This is a genomic window from Bradyrhizobium ferriligni (assembly GCF_056837965.1).
In genome coordinates, this window is sequence record NZ_JBXEJO010000080.1 from 22,507 (window position 1) to 46,035 (window position 23,529).

Annotated in this window: 16 protein-coding genes; 13 read left to right on the forward strand and 3 right to left on the reverse strand. The window is 62.6% G+C overall.

All coding sequences use genetic code 11. The features are described from left to right. Positions 1–105 precede the first annotated feature (105 nt). From rfaD to AC1VNY_RS35065, 6 genes are all read left to right on the forward strand, one after another. Positions 106–1,086 carry an ADP-glyceromanno-heptose 6-epimerase gene (gene rfaD / locus AC1VNY_RS35040; protein ID WP_482408598.1) on the forward strand — a complete coding sequence of 327 codons (981 nt, stop codon included), beginning with the start codon at positions 106–108 and terminating at the stop codon, positions 1,084–1,086. A gap of 18 nt (positions 1,087–1,104) precedes the next feature. Beyond that, on the forward strand, positions 1,105–2,577 hold the full coding sequence (rfaE1, locus tag AC1VNY_RS35045) for a D-glycero-beta-D-manno-heptose-7-phosphate kinase (RefSeq protein ID WP_018272624.1): 1,473 nt from the start codon (positions 1,105–1,107) through the stop codon (positions 2,575–2,577). A gap of 8 nt (positions 2,578–2,585) precedes the next feature. Beyond that, complete coding sequence (locus AC1VNY_RS35050; protein ID WP_018272623.1) at positions 2,586–3,866, forward strand: O-antigen ligase family protein; 1,281 nt, start codon at positions 2,586–2,588, stop codon at positions 3,864–3,866. 81 nt (positions 3,867–3,947) lie between these two features. Next, positions 3,948–5,861 (forward strand): nucleoside-diphosphate sugar epimerase/dehydratase, encoded by a 1,914-nt coding sequence (locus tag AC1VNY_RS35055; RefSeq protein WP_026193028.1) that lies wholly within the window; start codon positions 3,948–3,950, stop codon positions 5,859–5,861. 36 nt (positions 5,862–5,897) lie between these two features. After that, positions 5,898–7,112 (forward strand): glycosyltransferase family 4 protein, encoded by a 1,215-nt coding sequence (locus tag AC1VNY_RS35060; RefSeq protein ID WP_041482679.1) that lies wholly within the window; start codon positions 5,898–5,900, stop codon positions 7,110–7,112. Next, a complete protein-coding gene (locus tag AC1VNY_RS35065; RefSeq protein ID WP_026193027.1) occupies positions 7,109–8,050 on the forward strand; it encodes an NAD-dependent epimerase/dehydratase family protein in 942 nt (313 codons plus the stop codon). The genes AC1VNY_RS35060 and AC1VNY_RS35065 overlap by 4 nt, the downstream gene beginning before the upstream one ends. On the opposite strand, the gene AC1VNY_RS35070 is transcribed toward AC1VNY_RS35065, so the two are convergent. Then, a complete protein-coding gene (locus tag AC1VNY_RS35070; protein ID WP_080650439.1) occupies positions 8,042–9,070 on the reverse strand; it encodes an MraY family glycosyltransferase in 1,029 nt (342 codons plus the stop codon). The two genes, AC1VNY_RS35065 and AC1VNY_RS35070, sit on opposite strands and share 9 nt — an antisense overlap. An 8-nt stretch (positions 9,071–9,078) precedes the next feature. Beyond that, positions 9,079–10,044, reverse strand: a complete 966-nt coding sequence (locus AC1VNY_RS35075; protein WP_018272618.1) for a lysylphosphatidylglycerol synthase transmembrane domain-containing protein — start codon at positions 10,042–10,044, stop codon at positions 9,079–9,081. Positions 10,045–10,397: 353 nt separating this feature from the next. Here AC1VNY_RS35075 and AC1VNY_RS35080 point away from each other — a divergent pair, with 353 nt between their 5' ends. The 6 genes from AC1VNY_RS35080 to AC1VNY_RS35105 all read left to right on the forward strand — a co-directional run bounded on the left by AC1VNY_RS35080 (position 10,398) and on the right by AC1VNY_RS35105 (position 18,822). Next, positions 10,398–11,810: a mannose-1-phosphate guanylyltransferase/mannose-6-phosphate isomerase gene (locus AC1VNY_RS35080; RefSeq protein WP_482408599.1), complete on the forward strand. Its 1,413-nt coding sequence runs from the start codon at positions 10,398–10,400 to the stop codon at positions 11,808–11,810. 261 nt (positions 11,811–12,071) lie between these two features. Then, a complete protein-coding gene (locus AC1VNY_RS35085) occupies positions 12,072–13,076 on the forward strand; it encodes a Gfo/Idh/MocA family protein (protein ID WP_026193025.1) in 1,005 nt (334 codons plus the stop codon). A 33-nt stretch (positions 13,077–13,109) separates the two neighbouring features. Further along, positions 13,110–14,261: a DegT/DnrJ/EryC1/StrS family aminotransferase gene (locus tag AC1VNY_RS35090; protein WP_018272615.1), complete on the forward strand. Its 1,152-nt coding sequence runs from the start codon at positions 13,110–13,112 to the stop codon at positions 14,259–14,261. A gap of 43 nt (positions 14,262–14,304) precedes the next feature. Continuing rightward, on the forward strand, positions 14,305–15,834 hold the full coding sequence (gene murJ / locus AC1VNY_RS35095; RefSeq protein WP_018272614.1) for a murein biosynthesis integral membrane protein MurJ: 1,530 nt from the start codon (positions 14,305–14,307) through the stop codon (positions 15,832–15,834). Between the two features lie 128 nt (positions 15,835–15,962). Beyond that, entirely contained in the window at positions 15,963–18,272 is a 2,310-nt protein-coding gene (locus AC1VNY_RS35100; protein WP_482408600.1) for a xanthine dehydrogenase family protein molybdopterin-binding subunit, read from the forward strand. 103 nt (positions 18,273–18,375) lie between these two features. Beyond that, positions 18,376–18,822: a c-type cytochrome gene (locus tag AC1VNY_RS35105; RefSeq protein WP_018272612.1), complete on the forward strand. Its 447-nt coding sequence runs from the start codon at positions 18,376–18,378 to the stop codon at positions 18,820–18,822. 2,499 nt (positions 18,823–21,321) lie between these two features. Here AC1VNY_RS35105 and AC1VNY_RS35110 read toward each other — a convergent pair. Beyond that, positions 21,322–21,831 (reverse strand): WbuC family cupin fold metalloprotein, encoded by a 510-nt coding sequence (locus AC1VNY_RS35110; RefSeq protein WP_482408601.1) that lies wholly within the window; start codon positions 21,829–21,831, stop codon positions 21,322–21,324. 354 nt (positions 21,832–22,185) lie between these two features. Here AC1VNY_RS35110 and AC1VNY_RS35115 point away from each other — a divergent pair, with 354 nt between their 5' ends. Continuing rightward, on the forward strand, positions 22,186–22,320 hold the full coding sequence (locus AC1VNY_RS35115; RefSeq protein ID WP_482408602.1) for a hypothetical protein: 135 nt from the start codon (positions 22,186–22,188) through the stop codon (positions 22,318–22,320). The last annotated feature ends 1,209 nt before the right edge of the window (positions 22,321–23,529 follow it).

The window sequence follows — 23,529 nt, forward strand, 5'->3', positions numbered from 1 at the left end:
GCCAAGTCGGTAACCGGTTCGCGATGAGAGGTAAAGCCGTCGTTGCCTGCGACGCGGGAGTGGGGCAAAGCTGACGGCTGCAAAGGAATCTGGCGGGATTTCATCATGTTTCTGGTAACCGGGGGCGCCGGTTTTATCGGATCGAACGTCGTGGCCGCGTTGAACGACGCCGGGCACAGCGACGTCGCGGTCTGTGACGTGCTTGGACAGGACGGCAAGTGGCGGAACCTGGCCAAGCGCCAGCTTGCCGATGTCGTTCCGCCGGCCGAGCTTGGCGACTGGCTGAAGGGGCGGCGGCTCACCGCCGTGATCCATCTCGGCGCCATCTCCGAGACCACGGCAACCGACGGCGATCTCGTGATCGAGACCAATTTCCGCCTCTCGATGCGGCTGCTCGACTGGTGCACGGCGAATGCCACGCCGTTCATCTATGCCTCCTCGGCCGCGACCTATGGCGACGGCGAACGGGGGTTTGACGACGACGCGTCGGTCGAGGCGCTGAAGCGGCTGCGGCCGATGAACCTGTACGGCTGGAGCAAGAACCTGTTCGACCTTGCGGTCGCCGAGCGCGTGGCGAAGAGCGAGCGTCTGCCGCCGCAATGGGCCGGGCTGAAATTCTTCAACGTGTTCGGCCCCAATGAATATCACAAGGGTCCGATGATGAGCGTGCTGGCGCGCCGCTTCGACGACATCAAGGCGGGCCGTGTCGTGCAGCTGTTCAAGTCGCATCGCGAGGGCATCGCCGACGGCGATCAACGCCGCGACTTCATCTATGTCGACGACGTCGTGCGGGTGATGATGTGGCTGATCGCGACGCCGCGTGTCTCCGGGCTGTTCAATGTCGGTACCGGCAAGGCGCGCAGCTTCAAGGACCTGATCGTCTCGGCCTATGGCGCGCTCGGGCTGGAGCCGAACATCCAGTATGTCGACATGCCCGAGCAGATTCGGGGCAGCTACCAGTACTTCACCCAGAGCGTCGTCGATCGTCTCGGGCGCGCCGGATACAATGGCGGTTTCACCCGCCTGGAAGACGCAGTCGGGGCCTATGTGACGGGCTTTCTCGATCGCGCGGATCGCTATCGCTAGTGCGGATGACGGTGACTGATGTTCGATTTTGAAGCGATCTCGCGTGCAATGTCCGGCCAGACCGTGCTCTGCGTCGGCGACCTCATGCTCGACGAGTTCGTCTATGGCGAGGTGTCGCGAATCTCGCCGGAGGCGCCGGCGCCGGTGATCGCGGTCAGGCGCAGCGAGACCAATATCGGCGGTGCCGGCAACGTTGCGCGCAACATCGCCGCGCTTGGCGGGCGCTGCATCTTCGTCGGCCTGATCGGCGAGGACGCCGCCGGCGCGGTGTTGGCCGAGGCGCTGGCGAAGGAGGCCGCTATCGAGGCCGTGCTGGTGCGCGACGCCGCGCGTCCGACCACGCGCAAGGTGCGCTTCGTCTCCGAGCAATTCTCGACCCACATGCTGCGCTCCGACTGGGAACTCGCCGCGCCAGCCGCGCCGGCCACCGAGCAGCAGCTGATCGACGCGATCCTGCCGCGTCTTGCGCGGGCCGACATCGTGCTGCTGTCGGACTACGCCAAGGGCGTGCTCACCGCGCGCGTGATCCGCAACGTGATCGACGCGGCGCGCCAGGCGCAAAAGCGCGTGATCGTCGACCCCAAGAGCGCCAATCTCGCGATCTATCGCGGTGCGACCATGCTGACGCCGAACCGCAAGGAATTCGCCGAGGCGACCCGCAGCCGCGCCGATAGCCAGGACAGCATCGCGCAGGCCGCGCCCGATGCGATGTACCTCGCGGATTGCGAGGCGATGCTGGTGACGCAGGGCGAGCGCGGCATGACGCTGGTGACGCGGGGCGGCGAGTCGATCCATGTGCCGGCGCTGCCGGTCAAGGTGCGCGACGTGTCCGGCGCCGGCGATACCGTTGCCGCGGCGCTGGCGCTGGCGCTGGCGGGTGGCGCCGATTGGGAAGGCGCGCTGCGGATCGCGAGCGCGGCGGCGGCGGTTGCGGTCGGCAAGACCGGTACCGCGATCGTCAAGTCCGCCGAATTGCGCCGAAGAATCCTGCCGCACGCTTCGCTGGCGGCCGAGGAGAAGATCGTCCCGGCCGGCGGCGACATCGATGCACATCTCGAGGAGTGGCGCCGGCAGGATCTGCGCATCGGCTTTACCAATGGCTGCTTCGACATCCTGCATCCCGGCCACGTCAAGGTGCTGACCGCCGCGCGCGGCGCCTGCGACCGCCTGGTCGTCGGGCTGAACAGCGACGCTTCGGTGAAGCGGCTGAAGGGCGAGGGACGTCCGGTGCAGGACGAGCGCGCCCGTGCCGAGGTGCTGGCGGCGCTGGAAGCCGTCGACCTCGTCGCGATCTTCGAGGAGGACACGCCGATCAATCTGATCACGCAGGTGCGGCCGAGCGTGCTTGTCAAGGGCGGCGACTATACCCGCGAGCAGGTGGTCGGCCACGAGATCGTCGAAGCCGCCGGCGGCGAGGTGGTGCTGGTCGAGATCCTGCCCGGCCACAGCACGACGTCGCTGGTTGCGCGGGCCCGTGAGGGCAAGGCGTGAGCGCAAGCATGGCAACCCCGGCAGGCGCCGCGGCGTGTCCGGCCTGGCGCGATCCGGCGCGCTGGCAGACCGCGACCGATGTGGTCGCGGTCCTGATTGCGCTGTCGCTGCCGTGGTCGACCTCGCTGGTCGGCATCTTCGGTGTGGTGCTGCTGATCGCGATTGCGCCGACGGTCGATCTGAAGGCATTCTGGGCGCTGCTGAAGCGGCCGATCTGCCTGGCGCCGGTGGCGTTGTTTTGCCTCGCGCTTGTCGGCACGCTCTGGTCGGACGCGGCCTGGGGCGCGCGATTCTACGCGGTCGGGCCGACCGCAAAGCTCCTCGTGCTTCCGGTCCTGCTCTATCATTTCCAGCGCTCGGCCCGCGGGACCTGGGTGTTTGTCGCTTTCCTCGTCTCCTGCACGCTGCTGATGCTGATGTCCTGGCTGGTGCTTGCCTATCCGCACCTCGCGCTGAGGGCGCCCGCGCCTGGCGAGCAGGGAGTCTTCGTCAAGAACTACATCGACCAGAGCCAGGAATTCACGTTATGCGCGGTCGCGCTGGCCTATCCGATCGTGATGCTGCTGCGGGCCAAACGCATCCTGCCGGCCATGTTGCTGATCGCGATTGCGCTCAGCCTGTTCGCCAACATGGCGATGGTGGTGGTGTCGCGCACTGCATTGGTGACGGTTCCGATTATGTTCGCGGTGTTTGCGCTGCTCCATCTGCGCTGGCGCAGCATCGTCCTGATCCTTTGCGCGGCCGCCGCGTTAGCCATAGTGGCGTGGTACGGCTCGCCGCAATTGCGCTCGACGGCGGAGTCATTCGAGCGCGATTACAAGCTCTACATGGAGCGCAACGAGCCCACGTCGCTCGGCTTGCGGCTCGAGTTCTGGCGCAAGTCGCTCGGCTTTTTTGCCGAGGCCCCGGTCATCGGCCATGGCACCGGAGCGACGCGGGGCCTGTTCGAGCGCGTCGCGAAGGGCGGTGCGACCCAGGCTTCCGGCGAAGTGATCGGAAACCCACACAATCAAACGTTGAACGTCGCCGTGCAGTGGGGCATTGTGGGTGTGGCGATACTGTACGCGATGTGGCTTCTGCACCTTTTGCTGTTCCGCGGCGACGGTCTCGTCAACTGGATCGGGCTTCTCGTCGTCGTCCAGAATATCTTTACTTCGTTGTTTAATTCACACATTTTCGACTTTCACGAAGGCTGGATGTATGTGCTGGGCGTCGGGGTTGCCGGCGGCATGGTGTTGAAGGGACCGATCCGGGGCAATGTGGAACCTGAACCTCCAATCCGCCCATGATCGCTGGCATGCGCTCCACAGATGCGCTATCAGCAGCCTACTCTCATCCCGAACCCCTAATTACCGGCAAATTCCCATTACATGATGCGCCTTTCACGGTTCACTTTGCGCAACTTCCTGATCTTGGTCCATGACGCGGTGGCGACGGCGTTTGCGTTGCTCGCGAGCTTTTATCTACGTTTTGAGGGCAGTCAGCTTTCTGATCGACAACCTCATTTGTGGCACATTCTGCCATGGTTCGTGCTGTTCAGTGTTGCGGTCAGCTACTTCTGCAATCTGACTACCGCGAAATGGCGGTTCACCTCGTTACCAGACGCGGTCAATATACTGCGGGTCGCAGCGGTGCTGACCTTGGCGCTCGTAGTGCTGGACTACGTATACTTCTTTGCCGGATCGAGTTCGCAGGCGCCAGTGTTCCTCGGCCGGATTACCATCATCCTCTTCTTTTTCCTTGAGGTATTCGCGTTAAGCGCGCTGCGCCTCGGCTATCGCTATTTCCGTTATTCACGCACGCGCCTGCATGCCCGATCGGACAATGCCGCGCCGGCCCTGCTGGTCGGACGTACGGCCGACGCGGAGGTCGTGCTGCGCGGCATCGAGAATGGCGCCATCAAGCGGCTCTGGCCGGTCGGCGTGCTCTCGCCGTCGAACGCGGATCGCGGCCAGATGATTCGCAACATTCCCGTGGTCGGCGGCGTCGACGACATCGAGGCCGTGATCAGGGATTTCGAGACCCGCCAGCGGCCGATCAAGCGCGTCGTCATGACCCCGTCGGCGTTTGAGCCCGAAGCGCATCCGGAAGGCGTGCTGATGCGCGCCAAGCGGCTCGGTCTGATGGTCAGTCGCCTGCCGTCGCTGGAGGGCGGCGACGCGCCGCGACTGACCAACGTCGCCGTCGAGGATCTGCTGCTGCGCCCGAGCCAGAAGATCGACTACGCGCGGCTCGAGACGCTGGTGAGGGGCAAGTCGGTCATTGTGACCGGCGGCGGCGGCTCGATCGGCGCGGAAATCTGCGACAGGGTCGCGACCTTCGGCGCGGCGCGCCTCCTGGTCGTGGAGAACTCGGAGCCGGCGCTCTATGCGGTCACCGAGGCGCTGTCCGCGCGCGACTCCGGTCCCGAGATCGAGGGCCGGATCGCCGATATCCGGGATCGCGAGCGCATCACGCGGCTGATGAGCGAGTTCAAGCCCGACATCGTGTTCCATGCCGCGGCGCTCAAGCATGTGCCGATCCTGGAGCGCGATTGGAGCGAAGGGGTCAAGACCAACATCTTCGGGTCGGTGAACGTGGCCGACGCCGCGCATGCTGCGGGCGCGAACGCGATGGTGATGATCTCGACCGACAAGGCGATCGAGCCGGTGTCGATGCTGGGCCTGACCAAGCGGTTCGCCGAGATGTATTGTCAGGCGCTGGACTATGACCTGATGACCGAGGCAAAGGGCGAGCCGCATATGCGGCTGATCTCGGTGCGGTTCGGCAATGTGCTGGCGTCCAATGGATCGGTGGTGCCTAAATTCAAGGCGCAAATCGAAGCCGGCGGACCGATCACAGTGACCCATCCCGACATGGTCCGTTATTTCATGACGATCCGCGAGGCCTGCGATCTCGTAATCACTGCGGCGACGCATGCAATGACGCCTGCGCGGCCGGATGTGTCGGTCTATGTCCTGAACATGGGGCAGCCGGTCAAGATCGTAGATCTCGCCGAGCGAATGATCCGTCTGTCAGGCCTGCAGCCCGGTGTTGATATCGAGGTGGTATTTAGCGGCATGCGTCCCGGAGAACGGCTGAACGAGATATTGTTTGCAAGCGAAGAGCCGACCATTGAGATCGGCGTCGATGGGATGATGGCGGCCAAGCCGAACCAGCCTCCGATGTCGACGTTGCGCAAATGGCTGGTGGCGCTGGACGACGCAATCCAGAGGGACGACCGCAAGACCATCCGCTCGGTACTTCAAGACGCCGTGCCTGAGTTCGGGTCGAATGCCGCCTGACCGCTCCGCGGTACACGAGCGCCTCGAAAGCCATTGATGAGCAGCTCCCGAAAAGTGGTTGTCGTCAGCCAGCACTATCCACCGGATTATAGCACGACCGCCGCGATCATGGCCGCCATCTCCGAGCGGATCGCGCGGGAGTCGAAGGTGGTGGTGATCTCTGGGATGCCGGGCTCGGCGCGCGCGCCGGCGCCCGGGCGGCCAGCCGTTATCGAGATCAGGAACTGGCTGCCTGGAAAGGCGGCGCTGATCAAGCGCGCGCTGGCCGAGGCGCTGTTCACGGGCCGGATTTTCTTTGCGCTGTTGTGGCGGCTGCGTCGGGGCGACGTGGCGCTGACGGTGACAGCCCCTTTCGCGCTTCCTTATGCCGTTGCCGCCGCGTCAAGGTTGAAGGGGGCGAAGCCGGTGCTGATCCTGCACGATCTGTTTCCCGACGTGCTTGTGATGGCCGGGCTGCTGCGGCCGTTCTCGCTGGTCGCGCGGGCAATGCGAGCGATCAACACGCTGATGTTCCGTGCCTTGAACGTCGTCATCGTGATCGGCCGCGATACCGAGAAGCTTGTGCTGCGGTATGGCGGAATGACGCCTGACAAGATTAAATTCATCCCGAACTGGACCACGCTCAGTCCCGCCAACCGTCCCGTCAGCCCGGACAATCCATTTCGTAAGGCTATCGCCGCCCGCTTCGTCGTCGGCCTCTCCGGCAATCTGGGCTTTACCCACGATCCGGAGATTGTCTTCGGGGCAGCGCGGCTCCTGCGAGCCGAACGCGATATCCATTTCCTGCTCTCGGGATGGGGTATAGGCTTTGCGCGACTGAAGGAGATGCAGGCCACAGCGCGGCTTGCCAATGTCACATTGGTCGACCGCGTTGCGGACGGTGAACTTGGTGCCCTTCTCTCAAGTGCGGACGTTTGGCTCGTTCCCTATCGCAAAAATGTCGCCGGTGTGTCGGTTCCGAGCCGGTTCTACAATCTTCTTGCAGTCGGTCGGCCCGTCATTCTCGTATCTGAGGCTGAGGCCGAGGCCGCACTTGCCGTCAGGGAGAATAGGTTAGGCTGGGTTGTGACACCCGGCAGGCCCGATCAACTCGCCAACGCGATTAGGTCGGCGTCGTGTTCGAAGGATGTCGGCATGGCAGAGCGTGCAGTTGCGACCGCGATGACCTTTAGTCCTGAGCGGGCCCTGGCCAGCTACGCCGCTGTGGTTCGGGAACTGCTATCCAATCACGATATGGAGCAGATCGCATGAGTAATCGACGCCCGACGGTTCTTGTGACTGGCGCGAGCGGTTTCGTCGGTCGCCACGTAGTACCTTTATTGGCTGGTCATGGCTGGTTGGTGCGGCGTGCCATGCGAACTCCGTCGCGGGATCCGAACGATATCATGATTGATACGTTGGGACCGAGCGCAGATTGGAGCGATGCGGTTGTTGGTGCAAATGCCGTAGTTCACCTCGCAGCTCGCGTTCATCACAAGAACGAAGAGCATGCGATCGAGCTTTATCAGACCGTAAATGTCGAGGGCACGCTGCACTTGGCGCGTGCGGCGATGGCCGCCGGCGTGCAGCATTTCATCTTTATCAGCACAATACTGGTGCACGGGCGCAGCAATAGCGGGCGCCCACCATTTCGCGAAGATGATTTCTTGACGCCCCGTGGCCTCTATGGAATGTCAAAGGCTGCTGCGGAGGCAGGTCTTAAGGAACTGGTAGCAGGTGGCAGCATGAGGGTCACCGTCATCCGTCCGCCAATGATCTATGGTGCCGGAGCAAAGGGAAATTTTGCGTATCTCGAAAAGGCCGTGAAACGCGGTGTCCCACTTCCGTTAGCCAATATCCGCAACCGCCGTGCCTTCCTATCGGTGGAGAACCTAGCTTCATTCATCCTACACCGCCTCTCGCAGCCAGGGCAGGATTTCGACGTGTTTCTTGTGGCTGATAGCGAGCAGGTTTCGACGCCGCTTTTCATCGAACGTCTCGCCCACGCAGCGCAGACTCCTCCACGTTTATTCCGATTGCCCGCGTCGCTTCTTAGGGCAATGCTGATGTTGATTGGTCGAAGTGACGCGTGCGACAGCTTGCTTGGCTCGCTCGAGCTAGATCTTTCGAAAGTTGCCACGACCGGATGGCAACCGCCACTCAGCCTCGATGACGGCTTGAAACGTGTCGTTAGTCCAAGGCTACCTTAACTTAGCGGGAGGAGCGAGACGCGAAAATCGGCGGAGCAGGAGGGTAACGGCGAGCGCACCGACTAATAGTAAGGTAATGTCTGCGGTAAGAGAGGTGAGGGCGACCGAGGCGAATGCGAGCACAACCAACACTAAGTTAAGCACAAAGACCTCGCCGACGACGCGCCACACGGTAAAACCGTTGTCGGTCGCGCGCTGATAGAAGTGTGAGCGATGTGCGGCCCAGAACGGCTCGCGCCGCGCCATGCGGCGAAACAGCGTCACTGTAGCATCCGTCAAATAATATAGCGGCAGCAGCAGTGCGGCGGCGAACTGCTGATGTAGAGCGAGCTCGAGCAGGCACCAGCCCAGCAACAAGCCGATTGGTAAGCTGCCGACATCGCCGAGGAATATCCTTGCGACCGGTCGGTTGGACGGCGCGAAGCCGAGCAACGCGCCACACAGCGCTGCCGCGACCAGTGCGGGAGCTGCGGGGACATAGCCGAAGCCGCCGAGCAGCACGATCGCGACGGTGATCGGCACTACCTCGGCCGCGGTCATCAAATCGAGCCCGTCCATGAAGTTGACGAGGTTTACGAACCAGAGGCCGGCGATCAGCAGCAGGCCGCGTTCGAGCCAGACCGGGCTGGATTGCGCGAGCCTGAGATCACTAGGTACCGAAAACACCACGGCTGCAACGGCGGCGGCCTGCAGCAACAGCCGCGGAACGACGGGCAAGGAAAGGATGTCGTCGGCCAAGCCGACCACCGCGATGAATAGGCAGGCCGCGAAAACAGTGAATGGAATTGTCAGGTCCGGCGATCCGGCCAGCCCGATGACGATCCCGCCCGCGAGTAGCGTGGCCGCCGTGACCGCAACACCGGCACCCTGCGGTGTTGGAACTCGGTGCGATGATCGTGCATTCGGTTTGGCCAGCGCTACGCGCTGCAGGATTGGTCGCGTCGCCCGGACTAAAACGACCGAGATCAATGCGGCCAGAACTGTCGCGATAAGCGAGAGTAGGATTTGGGGGCTGCTCATGGTAAAAGTCACTTTGATCCTGGGACTTCGATCGGCTCAGCGCCCTTGGCGGCTTTCTCGGCACTCAATATCCAGACGAGACCGCCAAACACACCGACCACGAACGATACCGCGCCGAACAACAGGGAGATGTTGATGCCTTCATTGGCGATCAATCCAGCGTAGCCGAACGCCAGCGCCATCGTAGCCTCGCGCACGCCCCAGCCGGCGATCGAGATCGGCATCATCGTGATCAGCATCACGGGCGGCAACAACTGGAAGATCTGGCCGAAGGTGACGGGGGCGGTGATCGACTTGATCACGCACCAGGCGATCACGACGGTCACGACGTGAATGGCGATCGAGAGGGTTGCGACCCTCAATCCGTGCTTGCGGCTGAACAGCACCCGGTTCGCGATGACCGCGCAGGCGTAGATGTGATGTGTTGCCCACCATTGCTTCAGCCAGGCCCATGGCAACACGCCGATCAGCAGGAAGCCAAATCCGGCCGCGAGTGCGGCGAGGTCAAGAAGCAGCAACGCCATCCAGCCGTGGGAATCGGAAATCAGCCGATAACTCCAGGGCAGGGTGGCGGCGATGACGACGGCAAGAGCGATCAGTCCGATCGCGCGGTCGACGAAAATCGAATAGGTGGCTGCGCGCCAGCCCGCACCGGCGCGCGCGACGAGCCAAAGCCGGACCGCGTCGCCGCCGATCGAGGACGGCAGTGTCTGGTTGAAGAAGGTGCCGATCACATTGAAGCGCATGGCTTGGCCGGTCTTCAGCGGGGCGCCGCACTCCACGCTGATCTCCCGCCAGCGCAGCACCCCGAGGAAGATCTGCAGGAACGTGACCGCGATCGCGAGGCTGAGCCAGCCCAAGCTCTCGACCTGGATACGGGAGGCAAGGTCGTACAGATTGACCTTGCGCAGCGAGAAATAGAGCAGCGCGGCCGAGATCAGGATCTTGACGGTCGAAAGCAGGATTCGGCGCATTTCCGTTCGCGCTGCCAGGTTTCAGAATGTGTCAAAAACAGCGCAAAACGCTTTCGCGCGCCCAAATTCGCCGCCTTGGTATTGTTTCCGCGCCGATCTGGCAATACCCGTACTGGTCCCTATTGCGGCAGGCGCGAAGGGGCGGCTAAAGAGGCCGGAACCGGGGACGGCCGGCCACTCACCGGGGGTTTACGTTACCGCTAAAATCCGACCAGACGCGCGGGGGGCGCGTGCTACTGCTTGGATAGTGCTTCCGAGGCAACAGGGCCGCCGGCCGCGACGGCCTGGGCCGATTTGGTGTGTCGTCCGCAGGCGGATACGACAGGACTTGCACGACAGGATTTGAGGCATCGATGGATCGACGAATTATTCCCCTAATCATGTGCGGCGGCGCGGGCACGCGGTTGTGGCCGGCGTCGCGCGAGGTGCATCCGAAGCAGTTCCTGTCGCTGTTCGGGGCGCGCTCGACCTTCCAGGAGACGCTGCTGAGGGTTTCCGATGCCGGCCTGTTCGAGCGTCCGATCGTGATCACCAACGAGGCCTATCGCTTCATGGTGCTGGAGCAACTGGCCGAGATCGGCCGCGAGGCCGACGTGCTGCTGGAGCCGATGCGCCGCGACTCGGGGCCGGCGATCGCGGCCGGTGCGGCGTTCGCGCAGAGCCGCGACAGCGAAGCGATCGTGCTGGCGCTGGCCGCCGACCATCTGGTGCGGGATACCCAGGCCTTCGTCGCCGCGTGCCGCGGCGGGTTGGTGGCCGCGGACGCCGGCCGCATCGTGACGTTCGGCGTCAAGCCGGAGCGGCCGGCTACCGAATACGGCTACATCAATCCGGGTGAGGCGGTCGCCGGCGAGGTGCGCACGGTGGCGAAATTCGTCGAGAAGCCGGATGCCGCGACGGCGGCGGGCTATATCGATGCAGGTTATCTCTGGAACAGCGGCAACTTCATGTTCCGCGCCGGCGTGCTGCTCGACGAGTACCGCAATGTCGATGCGGACAGCGTGGCATCGGTGGAGCAGTCGGTTGCGTCGGCGGCGCGCGATCTCGGCTTCATCAAGCTCGATGCGCAGGCCTTCGGCGCGGCGAAGGTGATCTCGATCGACTACGCTGTGATGGAGAAGACTTCGCATGCCGCGGTGGTGCCGGTGGCGTGCGGCTGGTCCGACATCGGCTCGTGGCGCCAGGTCTGGGAGCTCGCCGACAAGGACAGCCTCGGCAACGCTTCGCGCGGCAAGGCGGTGTTCGAGGACTCCCGCAATTGCAACGTCTCGACCGACCGGGCGCTGGTTGCGCTCGAAGGCGTCGACGATCTCGTCGTGGTCGCGACCCAGGATGCCGTGCTGGTGTCACGGCAGAAGGACGCCAACGGGCTGAAGCGGCTGGTCGCGAAATTGAAAGTGGCGGCACCGGAGGTGACCGAGAACCACATCAAGGTGCATCGCCCCTGGGGCTCCTATCAGTCGGTCGACAATGGCGATCGCCACCAGGTCAAGCGGATCGTCGTCAAGCCGGGCGGACGGCTGTCCCTGCAGAAGCACCATCACCGCTCCGAGCACTGGATCGTGGTGCGCGGCACCGCGCAGGTCACCGTCAACGAGCTGATCAAGACGGTGCACGAGAACGAATCGATCTACATCCCGATCGGCGCGGTGCACAGGCTGGAGAACCCGGGCAAGATCCAGCTCGAGCTGATCGAGGTGCAGACCGGCAGCTACCTCGGCGAGGACGACATCATTCGCATCGAGGATGACTATCGGCGCACCTGAGGCGAACGGGCCCCGCGCTAGATCGAGTCGCGGGCGATGTAACTCTTTGAATCAAAACGTGTCCGGATTTCGCCGTTGGCATTCGCCACATTTGTGACGCCGTGCTATAGCGGCTGCTAACGAAGCGGGTCGTGATTTGCGCCAAAGGCGTGGATCGGGCAGAGGGGCCTTGGTGCTGATTCCCTCGGAGCTGGGATGGCTCCCTGAGAAGCCTGGACAACCGCCAGAACGTTACTTGGGGTCTACGATATGAATGCAAAAATGTCCGCAGCCGGCGCGACGGCCGATACCGGCCGCGCATTGCGCGTCGGCGTGATCGGCGCCGGCGTGATGGGCAGCAACCATGCCCGCGTGCTGGCCGGACTGCCCGGGGTGCTGTTGATCGGCATCGTCGATCCGCTGCCGGAACATCGCACCCGCGCCATCGACCTGGTCGGCTGCCGCGCCTTCGAAAGCCTCGATCAGCTGTTCGCCGAGGGCATCGATGCGGTGACGATCGCAGCCCCCACCCATCTGCATCACGAGATCGCGCTCGCCTGCATCGCGCGCAACGTTCACATCCTAGTCGAGAAGCCGGTCGCATCGACGGTCGAAGAGGGCCGCGAGATCGTCGCGGCCGCCGAGCGGGCTGGCGTCACGCTGATGGTCGGCCATGTCGAGCGTTTCAATCCGGCGGTCGCCGCGATCAAGAAGGCGATCTCGGGCGAGGACATCCTGTCGATCGGCATCACCCGGGTCGGCCCGTTCCCGCCGCGAATGTCCAATGTCGGCGTCGTGATCGATCTTGCCGTGCACGACATCGACCTGATCCGGTGGTTCACCGAGTCCGATATCATCGAGGTGCAGCCGCAGCTTTCGAGCGCCGTCGCCGAGCGCGAGGATATCGCGCTGCTGCAGTTCCGCACCGCTTCCGGCGTCCTCGCCCATATCAACACCAACTGGCTGACGCCGTTCAAGGCGCGCAACGTGACGGTCGCAACCCGCGGCAAGTATGTGATGGGCGATCTGCTCACGCGTCAGGTCACCGAATGCTTCGGCTTCAAGCCGGACGGCAGCTATTCGATGCGTCATCTGCCGGTCGGTCACGACGAGCCGTTGCGCGCCGAACTGATCGCCTTCCTCGATGCCGTGCGTGGCGGCAAGCTGCCGGCAGTGTCCGGCGACGAGGGCGTGGCGAGCCTCGAGATCGCGATCCGCTGCCTGGAATCGCCCGCCAGGCCCGCCGCCTCGACGATGCGCAAGGGGCCGCGCCGCATCGCCGGCTGATTTTCATTCATTCAACACGTGCAAAGAGCTTCCATGAACCAGCATATGCAGCTTGAGCCCATTCCCTTCATCGATATCGCCGCGCAGCGCCGGCGGCTCGGCAAGTCGGTCGATGACGCGGTCGCGCGCGTGCTTGACCATTGCCAGTTCATCAACGGTCCCGAAGTGACCGCGCTGGAGAAGGCGCTGGCGGAATACAGCGGCGCAAAGCATGTGGTCAGCTGTGCGAGCGGCACCGACGCGCTCTTGATGGTCCTGATGGCGAAGAATGTCGGGCCGGGCGACGCGGTGTTGTGCCCGACCTTCACCTTCTGTGCGACCGGCGAGGTCGTGACGCTGACCGGAGCGACGCCGGTTTTCGTCGACGTCGATGAGGGGACCTTCAACATCGACGTCAACTCGCTCAAGCGCGGCATCGCGACGGCGCGCGCGCGGGGGCTGAAGCCGGTCGCCGTGATCCCGGTCGACCTGTTCGGCCAGAGCGCCGATCACGATGCGATCGGCGCGGTCGCCGAGGCCGAGGGCCTGTTCGTGCTCGATGACGCCGCGCAGGGCTTTGGCGCGACCTACAGGAACCGCAAGCTCGGCACCTTCGGGCTCGCGACCGGGACCAGCTTCTTCCCGGCCAAGCCGCTCGGCTGCTTCGGCGACGGCGGCGCGATCTTCACCGACGACGAGGAACTCGCACGCACCCTGCGCAGCATCCGCGTGCACGGCCAGGGCTCGGACAAGTACGACAACGTGCGGCTCGGCCTCACGGCGCGGCTCGACACCATGCAAGCGGCGATCCTGCTCGAGAAGCTGAAGATTTTCGACGACGAGATCGCGGCGCGCAACAAGGTGGCGGAGCGCTATTCGCGCGCGCTCGGCAACCTCGTCGCGGTGCCGCGCCTTGCCCCGGGCTGTACCTCGGTGTGGGCGCAATACACCATCCGTCTGTCCGACGGCATCTATCGTGACACCTTCGCGGCTGCCCTGAAGGCGCAGGGCGTCCCGACCATGATCTACTATCCCAAATCGGTGCACCAGCAGACGGCCTACAGCCACTATCCGGTTGCCGACGGCGGCCTGCCAGTCAGCGAGCGCCTGTCCAAGGATGTCATCGCCCTGCCGATGCACCCCTATCTCGACGAGGCGACGCAGGACCGCGTCATCGCGGCTGTGCGCAGCGCACTTTCGGCCTGATAGGAAACTTTTTCAGACCGCAATCATGCGCTAGAAGCAGCGTATGCTTGGGCGCATATTCACCGTCGGCGGCTATACCCTGCTATCGCGGGTCACCGGGTTCGCGCGCGACATTATGCTCGCGGCAATCCTCGGTGCCGGACCGGCTGCCGACGCCTTCTTCGTGGCGCTGCGGCTGCCCAATCATTTCCGCGCGATCTTCGCCGAAGGCGCCTTCAACGCCGCCTTCGTGCCGGCCTATGCCCACGTCCATGGCGAGCGCGGCGAAGCGTCGGCACGGCTGTTCGCCGACCGCATCTTCACGCTGCTGTTCGCCTCGCAGGTGATCCTGCTGGCGGTGGCGACGGCGTTCATGCCGCAGGCGATGAGCATCCTCGCGCCGGGCTTCACCGAGGACGCGGCGCAGCGCAAGCTCGCGATCGAGCTGACGCGGATCACGTTTCCCTATCTGCTCCTGATCACGCTGGTGACGCTCTATGGCGGCATGCTCAATGTGATGCATCGCTTCGCCAGCGCTGCCGCGGCGCCGATCTTCCTGAACCTCGCCATGATGATGACGCTGGCGCTCGCGGCGTTCTTCCCGAGCGCGGGCCATGCCGCGGCCTGGGGCGTGCTGATCTCGGGCTTGCTGCAATTCTTCCTGCTCGCCGGCGACCTCGCGCGCCATGGCGGCCTGCCGCGGTTCGCGCCCTTGCGGCTCGACGAGGACGTTCGCGGCTTCTTCCGCGCGCTGGGGCCGGCGACGCTGGGCTCGATGGGCACGCAGGTGGCGCTGTTCGCCGACACCATCATCGCGACCTTCCTCCCAGCGGGCGCGCTCTCGGCGCTCTATTATGCCGATCGCCTCAATCAATTGCCGATCGGCGTGATCGGGATTGCGATCGGCACCGTGCTGCTGCCGGAGATGTCGCGGCGGCTGAGCGCCGACGATCACGCCGGCGCGATGGCGGCGCAGCGCCGCGCCTTCGATTTCACGCTGCTGTTCTCGGTGCCGTTCGTGGCGGCGTTCCTGACGGTCGCCGATCCGATCATGCGCGCGATGTTCGCCCGCGGCGCCTTCTCCAAGGCCGATGCGGCAAGCGCCGGCGCCACGCTCGCAGCCTACGCGGTGGGGCTCATTCCGTTCGTGATGATCCGCAGCGCGGTTGCGACCTTCTACGCCCGTAAGGACACCGCAACGCCGGTAAAAGCGGCGCTGACCGGGGTCGCGGTCAACGTCGCGCTGAAGATCGCGCTGGTCGGCACGCTGGCGCAGGTCGGGCTCGCGCTCGCGACCGCGATCGGGGCCTGGGTCAATCTGCTGCTTGTGCTGATGTTTGCCGTGCGCCGCGGCTACCTCGCGCTCGATCGCGCGCTGATCCGCTCATTCGGCACCTTCGCGCTGTGCGGCGCGCTGCTCGCGGTCGCGCTGTGGCTGACCTCGCATTTCGCGGTGGTGTGGTTCGCGCCGATGCAGATCTTTCGCGACGAACTGATCCTGCTGCTGCTGATTGCGGTCGGCGTCTTCGTCTATGCCCTCTCGATCCTCACGCTGTTCGGCCGCGGCTGGTTGTTCGCGCTCCGCCGCGTATAGTTTTGCCTGTCAAATCAAATGCATAGGAGGCGGCTGTGGGATAGCGCCGCGCGCGGCGGAAAGCGGTTTGCGCTTCGCTGACAACCACGCCAATATGCACGCAAACAACCAAGGCAATTGGAGAGACGATGGCAGCTCCCATCAAATTTGGCGTCGGACAAAGTGTGCGGCGCAAGGAGGACGACGCTCTGATTCGCGGCAGGGGCCGCTACACCGACGACGTTGCGCCGTCTCCCGCATTGCACGCTCTGATGCTGCGTTCGCCGCATGCGCACGCGACCTACACGATCGATGCCGGCAAGGCCCGCGGCATGCCCGGCGTGGCGCTGATCCTGACCGCCGCCGACGTCGCCGATCTCGGCGGCCTGCCGTGCCTGTTCAATCTCGAAACCGATCCGTTCACCGCACCGCCTTATCCGATCCTCGCCAAGGACGAGGTGCGCCATGTCGGCGACGCGGTAGCCTTCGTGGTCGCCGATACCGTCGATCATGCCCGTGACGCGATCGAGGCGATCGACGTCAAATGGACGCCGCTGCCGGCGGCGGTCGGCCTCGTCAATGCGGTGAAGAAGGACGCGCCGCAGGTCTGGCCGGACAAGCCCGGCAATGTGCTGTTCGACGTCTCGATCGGCGACAAGAAGGCCGCCGAGGACGCGTTCGCCAAGGCGCATGCGGTGGCCGAGATCACCATCGTCAATCCGCGCGTCATCACCAATTTCATGGAGACGCGCGCCGCGGTCGCGGAATACGACGCCAAGAAGGATCATCTGACGCTGACGATCGGCAGCCAGGGCAGCCACCGCCTGCGCGAGATCCTCTGCGACATGATCCTGAAGATGCCGAAGGAGAACATGCGGGTGATCTGCCCGGATGTCGGCGGCGGTTTCGGCACCAAGCTGTTTCCCTATCGCGAATATGCGCTGATCTCGGTCGCCGCGCGCAAGCTCAAGAAGAGCATCAAATGGACGGCCGAGCGCTCCGACCACTTCATGGGCGACGCGCAGGGCCGCGACAATCTCACCACCGCGAAGATGGCGCTCGCCGAGGACGGCAAATTCCTCGGCATGGATGTCGACCTGATGGGCGACATGGGCGCCTATCTCTCGACCTTTGCGCCTTACATCCCGCATGGCGGCGCCGGCATGCTGCCGGGCCTCTATGACATCCAGGCCTTCCACTGCCGGGTCCGCACCGTGTTCACCAACACGGTGCCGGTCGATGCCTATCGCGGCGCCGGCCGCCCGGAGGCCGCCTATGTCATCGAGCGCCTGGTCGATGCCGCCGCGCGCAAGCTCGGCACGACGCCGGACGCCATCCGGCGGAAGAATTTCATTCCGCCGAAGTCGCTGCCCTACACGACCGCGACCGGCAAGGTGTACGACTCCGGCGACTTCGTCGCACACATGAAGCGCGCGATGGAAATTGCCAACTGGAAGGAATTTCCGAAGCGCGCCAAGGCGGCCAGAAAGGACGGCCTGGTGCGGGGCATCGGCATGGCGAGCTATGTCGAGGTCTGCGGCACCATGGGCGAGGAGACCGCCAATGTGGCGCTCGATCCCAATGGCGATATCTCGGTCCTGATCGGCACGCAGTCGAGCGGGCAGGGCCACCAGACCGCCTATGCGCAGATCGTCGCCGAGCAGTTCGGCGTGCCGCCCGAGCGCGTCCATGTGCTGCAGGGCGATACCGACAAGATCGCGACCGGCCTCGGCACCGGCGGCTCGGCATCGATCCCGTCCGGCGGCGTCAGCGTGCAGCGCGCGACGCATGATCTCGGCAACAAGCTGAAGGAGCTTGCGGCGCAAGCGCTGGAAGCCGGCGCCGGCGATCTCGAGATCGCCGACGGCCGCATCCGCATCGCCGGCACCGACCGCTCGATCAGCTTTGCCGATCTCGCCAAACGCCCCGGCGGAGATACGTCGAAGATGACTGCGAGCGCGACCTTCGCCAGCGCCGACGGCACCTATCCGAACGGCACGCATCTCGCCGAGGTCGAGATCGATCCCGCCACCGGTATCATCAAGATCGTCGGCTACGTCATCGTCGACGATTTCGGCGTCACGCTCAATCCGCTGATGCTGGCGGGCCAGGTTCATGGCGGCGCGATGCAGGGCATCGGTCAGGCGCTGATGGAGCAGGCGGTGTACAGCCCGGCCGACGGTCAGCTCGTCACCGGCACCTTCATGGACTATGCGCTGCCGCGCGCCTCCGACGGGCCGTCCTTCGTGTTCGAGACCCATAACGTTCCCTGCACGACCAATCCAATGGGCGTGAAGGGCGCGGGCGAGGCCGGCGCGATCGGCTCGTGCCCGGCGGTTGTCAACGCGATCGTCGAGGGGCTGCATCGCGAGTACAAGATCGACCACATCGACATGCCGGCGACGCCGGAGCGGGTCTGGATCGCGATCCGCGAGGCGCAGCGCCGCCATAATCTCTGATAAATTGTCGCAGGCGGAATGAAGATTCCGCCTGCGGTGTTTTGCAAACCAGGCCGGCCGCAGATCGCGGACCGGGACAGAGCGGAATTGAGGGGTTTTGCCGATGAAGCGGATTGTCGTCGTCGCAGCGATGCTTGCGTTGAGTGCAGGGGCGGTGGTGGCCGACCAAAATCAGGTCAAGCAGACCCAGGCCCAGATGAAGGAGACCGGCAAAAATGCGGGCGCGATAGCGGCGATGATCAAGGGCGAGAAGCCCTACGATCAGGCAGCGGTCGATGCCGCGCTGGTGAAGTTCGAAGACACCGCCAAGAAGCTGCCGACGCTGTTCCCGGAAAGCAGCAAGGGCCTCAAGCCGGATGGCGACTATTCCCCCGCGCCGAAGGTCTGGGAAGACAAGGCCGGCTTCGAGCAGCACATTGCGAGCTACGCCAAGGCGGTCGCCGATACCAAAGGCAAGGTCAAGGACCTCGACACGCTGAAGGCGGAAATGCCGCCGCTGTTCAAGCAGTGCGGCGGCTGCCACGAGACCTATCGCCTCAAGAGGAGCTGATTGTCATTTGCTTTGATGCCACGGATTTTCAAAAATCGCCGCGATCTGTACTAGACCTAGTCGCCGGCCTCTGTTCCTCGGCACGGTCGGGCAGAGCAAACGCGGCAACGGCGTTATTGCAGCCGAGGTTGACCCTCTGCGGCTCGTTGCTGTTGTGTTTGCGGCACTCGGTCTCGATCAAGTCGAACAGATCGGCTAATTGCTCTCCATTCTATATGGACCATCTTAATGGCTCGTCCTTCGCTCGAAACGCCACAATTTAACCTCGCCTTGTCTTTCCATGAGAACTGTCGATCGACGTACGTGGCCCGCAATAATTGAAGCCGCAGCCATGCATGTTTGCGTTGTGGGTCTTGTCGGGGATGAAAGCGATGTTTGCTGCCCGGACTTTGCAATCGAGTCTGTTGCTTCGCCGCAGCGCGATTTCTTCCCTTTTCATCGCTCATGAACGCCCTAAGGACATACCCGCTCGCATCAAGCGAGGTTCCTACGCCGCCTCACTGTCGAAGACTTGCGGCGGTCACGCGCCGAACGGGCCGTGACTTAATAGACCGGTCAAGACTTCAAGACGAACCGACTGCTGCGCGACCGTCAGACAGCCGTCACTGACGCCCAGGGGGGAGCCTTGTCGACAATCAGAAGTGTAAGACGATTGGATCGAACAAATAGATATCATTTGTTCGATCGAGCGTTTACGTGACGAACAGCTGTATGACGGGAAAGCTCCAAGGCGCTTCTCGTATCCCACGCAGAATTTATCAAAGGTCTCAATCTTGGATCAACATGGTCCGGGCCGTTCGTCGTCTGGCCGCACTGAAGCGAGCTCGTGGTTGTTTGGCTTCGCGACCAGGATCCGTTGTCTCTGAAGCAGGAGTTGTTGCGCTACTTTGGAGCTATACGAACGATAGTTTCGAAATTCGGTCGGATGTCCACGCCAACCCTGCCGCAAACATTGCATTTGTATTGCTGCTCAAGATCGGACAGTCGAGCGCTGTCTGGCCAGTCTTCCGCGCTGCGGGTAATCCAATGGCTGCACGTAAAGTCGGTGCAGTAGATCAGGACTCCGCTTACACCTTCGGCTCGCATTTCGCCAACGGTGATCTTTTGAGTACGGTTAGTCATTGTTGAGCAGGCAGGGCCTAATTCCTCTGGCAGTCTAACATCAGCCGCAATGCCGCCGTAAGGTTCCAGTCATCAGCCGCGGCGGATCGGGGTTACCTTACACGCGGTTCGAAAAGCAGCCAAGACGCACAAGGGCTTGAGATAAACCGCAGCTCATCACCGTTCAATCCAACAAAATGAAGCTGAAGATAACAAGCAAATTGCCGGCGCGCAGGCTATGCCTGATTGGCGGATTTGTGCACGTCGACCGACGCTCGACAGGCGTTTCGTCTGACTAACGATAGAAAACGGTGCGGGCAATTTAGGCTATCGGTTGGCCCATCCAAGGGGTGGATTCGTTTGCAAATAGGCAGGCGACGGAATGGATGCCCTCGTCGCATCCTTTCGCGTAGCCTAAGCGCCAGCCTCCAAAAACGCAAACGCCGGCGAGCAGCAGCACTAACGCAACAAAGCACACGTTGGTGGTCCCTCGAAGGTCGGTAACTGCTCGCAAGCTACAGCACTTTCCTAGACGAGGTCTACCAAACCGAGGTCAGCCACTCGGGAATTGAGCGTATTGGCCTAACCAGATGCACTGGGCCGGAACTATTTGCGCGCTCGGAAGTCCATCCAGTTCTTGTGGGCATGATTGCATACGTACCATTTCCTTCACTCTTGCCGCCGCCACGAGACTGATGGCGTTGCTGAACCAGCAGGACCTACTAACGGATACGGGCTTCATCCTGTTTGTCACTTTGAACGAGATGCAAAAATGAGCTGATAGTCGTGCATAAGCACTAAGTTGTAAGGAGCGATGAAGAAGGCAGAACGCTTGTTATCGCCTCCTTGCCGCCAGCGCCGGAGCGCTTTGCCAAGGTCGCCTGACTTTCTTTTTCGCCTTCAGGCTCGGCAGGGACCGGGAGGGCCGTCGCATAATGCTCTTCAGATTGCCTAGGTGGCCTGAAAAATAATGCCCTCATCGCATGCAGTGAGTGGTCCCCGCACGTCACGAACTGAAGAGAGTTGCTGTTTATGCTTGATGCGCTGGGGCTAACTCGGCGCCGCCTTGTCCGAGGGCGCAGATATGGTTCAATTCCATAGGTCGGCTCCACTGCCGGCGCACTGGCGATCACGGTCCCCTGTTCTTCGTCAGCGCGCAATAGCGAGCACTCAGTCGCTTGATAATTCGCGTTACTCCCTTCCAGCGCCCCGCTCGCGATCAGCTCGGACTCGTCAGTATGGGGCTCAAATCGTTCAAGCTTCGCTTGGAGATTGGACATCGTACGGTTTCGGACAGCCGATGTGGAATACGACGCGACTGCGTTGATTGTGTCTAGTGGACGATTATCGGGTAGAACCATATTCAATCGCGGCGCGCCGCGCAGCCCGATGCGCCGGTTAGTGAGGCGAGTCTGCAAATCGATCGCCTTGCTTCGCATCTGCCAACCATGCTGTGGCGAGCGCCGCCATCGTTGTGCATTCTGACGGGAACCAAGGCGCGAATTCTGCTGGCCGAAACGGGCCTGGTTTTATTTCGAGCATCTGCACGCGTTCGGAGACGGGTGCGAGCGTATGCCAAAAGCCTGCTGGTATCTCAATTACTCTCGTATTGCCTGGGGCAATCTCGAACCTCTCCGTGATGGCTCCAGCGTCGGAAAACACATAGACGGCCAATGTGCCTTGTAGCGGCACGATTAGCTCCCATTGCTTGGGATGCTTGTGCGGTTGAACGTACGTGCCTCGCTGAAGGCTGATGATAAGCCGTTGCACCCGATCCGCGTGGCTCTCGTGCAAGAGCATGTGTGTTCGGAGCCGTGTCGCAGATGTCGCGGCCTCGAGTAGTTCATCGCCTGCGTTGCCTCCAACGAGTTGGATCGGTCCTACTGTGTGCGGCCAGTTAGAGAACATTGATGTCAGATCCTCTTCTCTCTACGTCGTTAACGGCGATAAAGTATAGACAATGTGCGGCGCCGCCGTACGCGCGTTGGTTAGGCGATGCCCGGCCCGTTGCTTCATTTTCTATAGGTCCAGACTTAGCTTCGGGCCTCGCGCCAATTTTAGCAGTCGGCGTGTGCGATGTTGGATTCCATGCGGCCGCAATGGCCTCGACTTCGTCGGCGTCGACCAATCGTACGTTCTCGTTCATCCCCTTCTTCACCAATTTGCGGGAGCTCCCGCAATTGTCGCGCGTAGCGGATTGTCCTCCGATGGGTGGATGACTTTTTGGCTGCTGGCTCATTCCCCGGCTGCACCAATCTACGCATGGTTGCGCTGAAAGTGGAGAGAAAGAAGCTGTTGCTACCGGCCGCAGCTGTGTTCGGGCTCGCCGCGCCCGTGGTTGGTGCCGACATGGCGGTCAAGGCACCCGATGCCGCGCCCGCAATTGCGACGGCGTAAATTGGACCGGTTTACGGCGGCGCGAACGTCGAACACGCTTGGAAGCGGGGAATGGGCCGATCCGGGGGTAGGCCACCCTTCAACGACCAATCCATTGTTACCCTGAATTCCGACGGCAGGAGCCTCTACGCTCACCGAGCGAGTTGATGGGACCTGAAACAACTGGTTGTTTTATGCAAGGGAGCGGCGCCTAGGTCAGGGATGCAAATGCATATTGAACTCTCCTAAGGCTTTTAAAGTAGCCGCATTGATAGTCCGGTTCGAGATCGGACAGTAGTGCACTGTCAGGCGAATCTTTCGCAGTGCGGGATACCAGTGCGCTTTTGGTTCGTGTGGCAGATCAGGGCCCGATCACCATCTCGATAGTCGCCGATAGCTCCCTCGGAAGAACGTTTGTCAACAATACCAGTGTCACTGGCAACATTGTGATTGGCCGGCAGTAGCGGCGCTGCCGCCTCCAGCGTGGGTGGCATGCGCCTGGGACGATCAGTTGCGTTTTTGATCGATGGTGATCAATTCTGGGACCCGTCCACCCAAGTTGGCGGCTTCTCGCTTCGCACCGGCGCTGCGACCGCAACCAACGTCACGTTTGGCAGCAATATGGCTAACGGGTTCACGGTATCTGCAATAGTGGGCCTGTTTGTCAGCACCCGGGCGGGCTCTCAACCTAGAGGGATACGGTTCAATGATGCGAATTGGACCTTGATGGGCAAACGATGCCGATCTTGTTGTTGCGGGGGCTAATAGCGCGGGCGCCAAAATCGCATCGAGACGGACATGGTCAACCTCATGCGCAGTAAAATCGGCCCATTCGCCGAGCGATTACCTGTAATTCGGGATGGTCCGACGTGCCCGGCCTCGCCGCGTCGAGGCCTCCTACTAGGCAAAAGACTCCTAACGCGGGCGTTGGTGTCACTCCTCGAAATTTAGAGATCAAACAACGTACACACGATGCAGAGATTCCGGTCAATTTACGCCCTAGCCAAGCACGCAGACCAACCGCCGCACATTTGCTTATAGGATGCATGCCGAAGCTTATTGCGGCCGTTTAGGTCTATTTCGCCGACAAGGTCATTTGTTCGGTATCCCTCCGTTGAGGGCCGCCTTGTTTGACGAACGCGATCGCTGCAGGTCCTAGGGGTAATCCTAGGAGAAGCGCTATGACGATTTCGAGGGCGGAGGTGATCACGTCGGTCGAGCGGCGGCGCC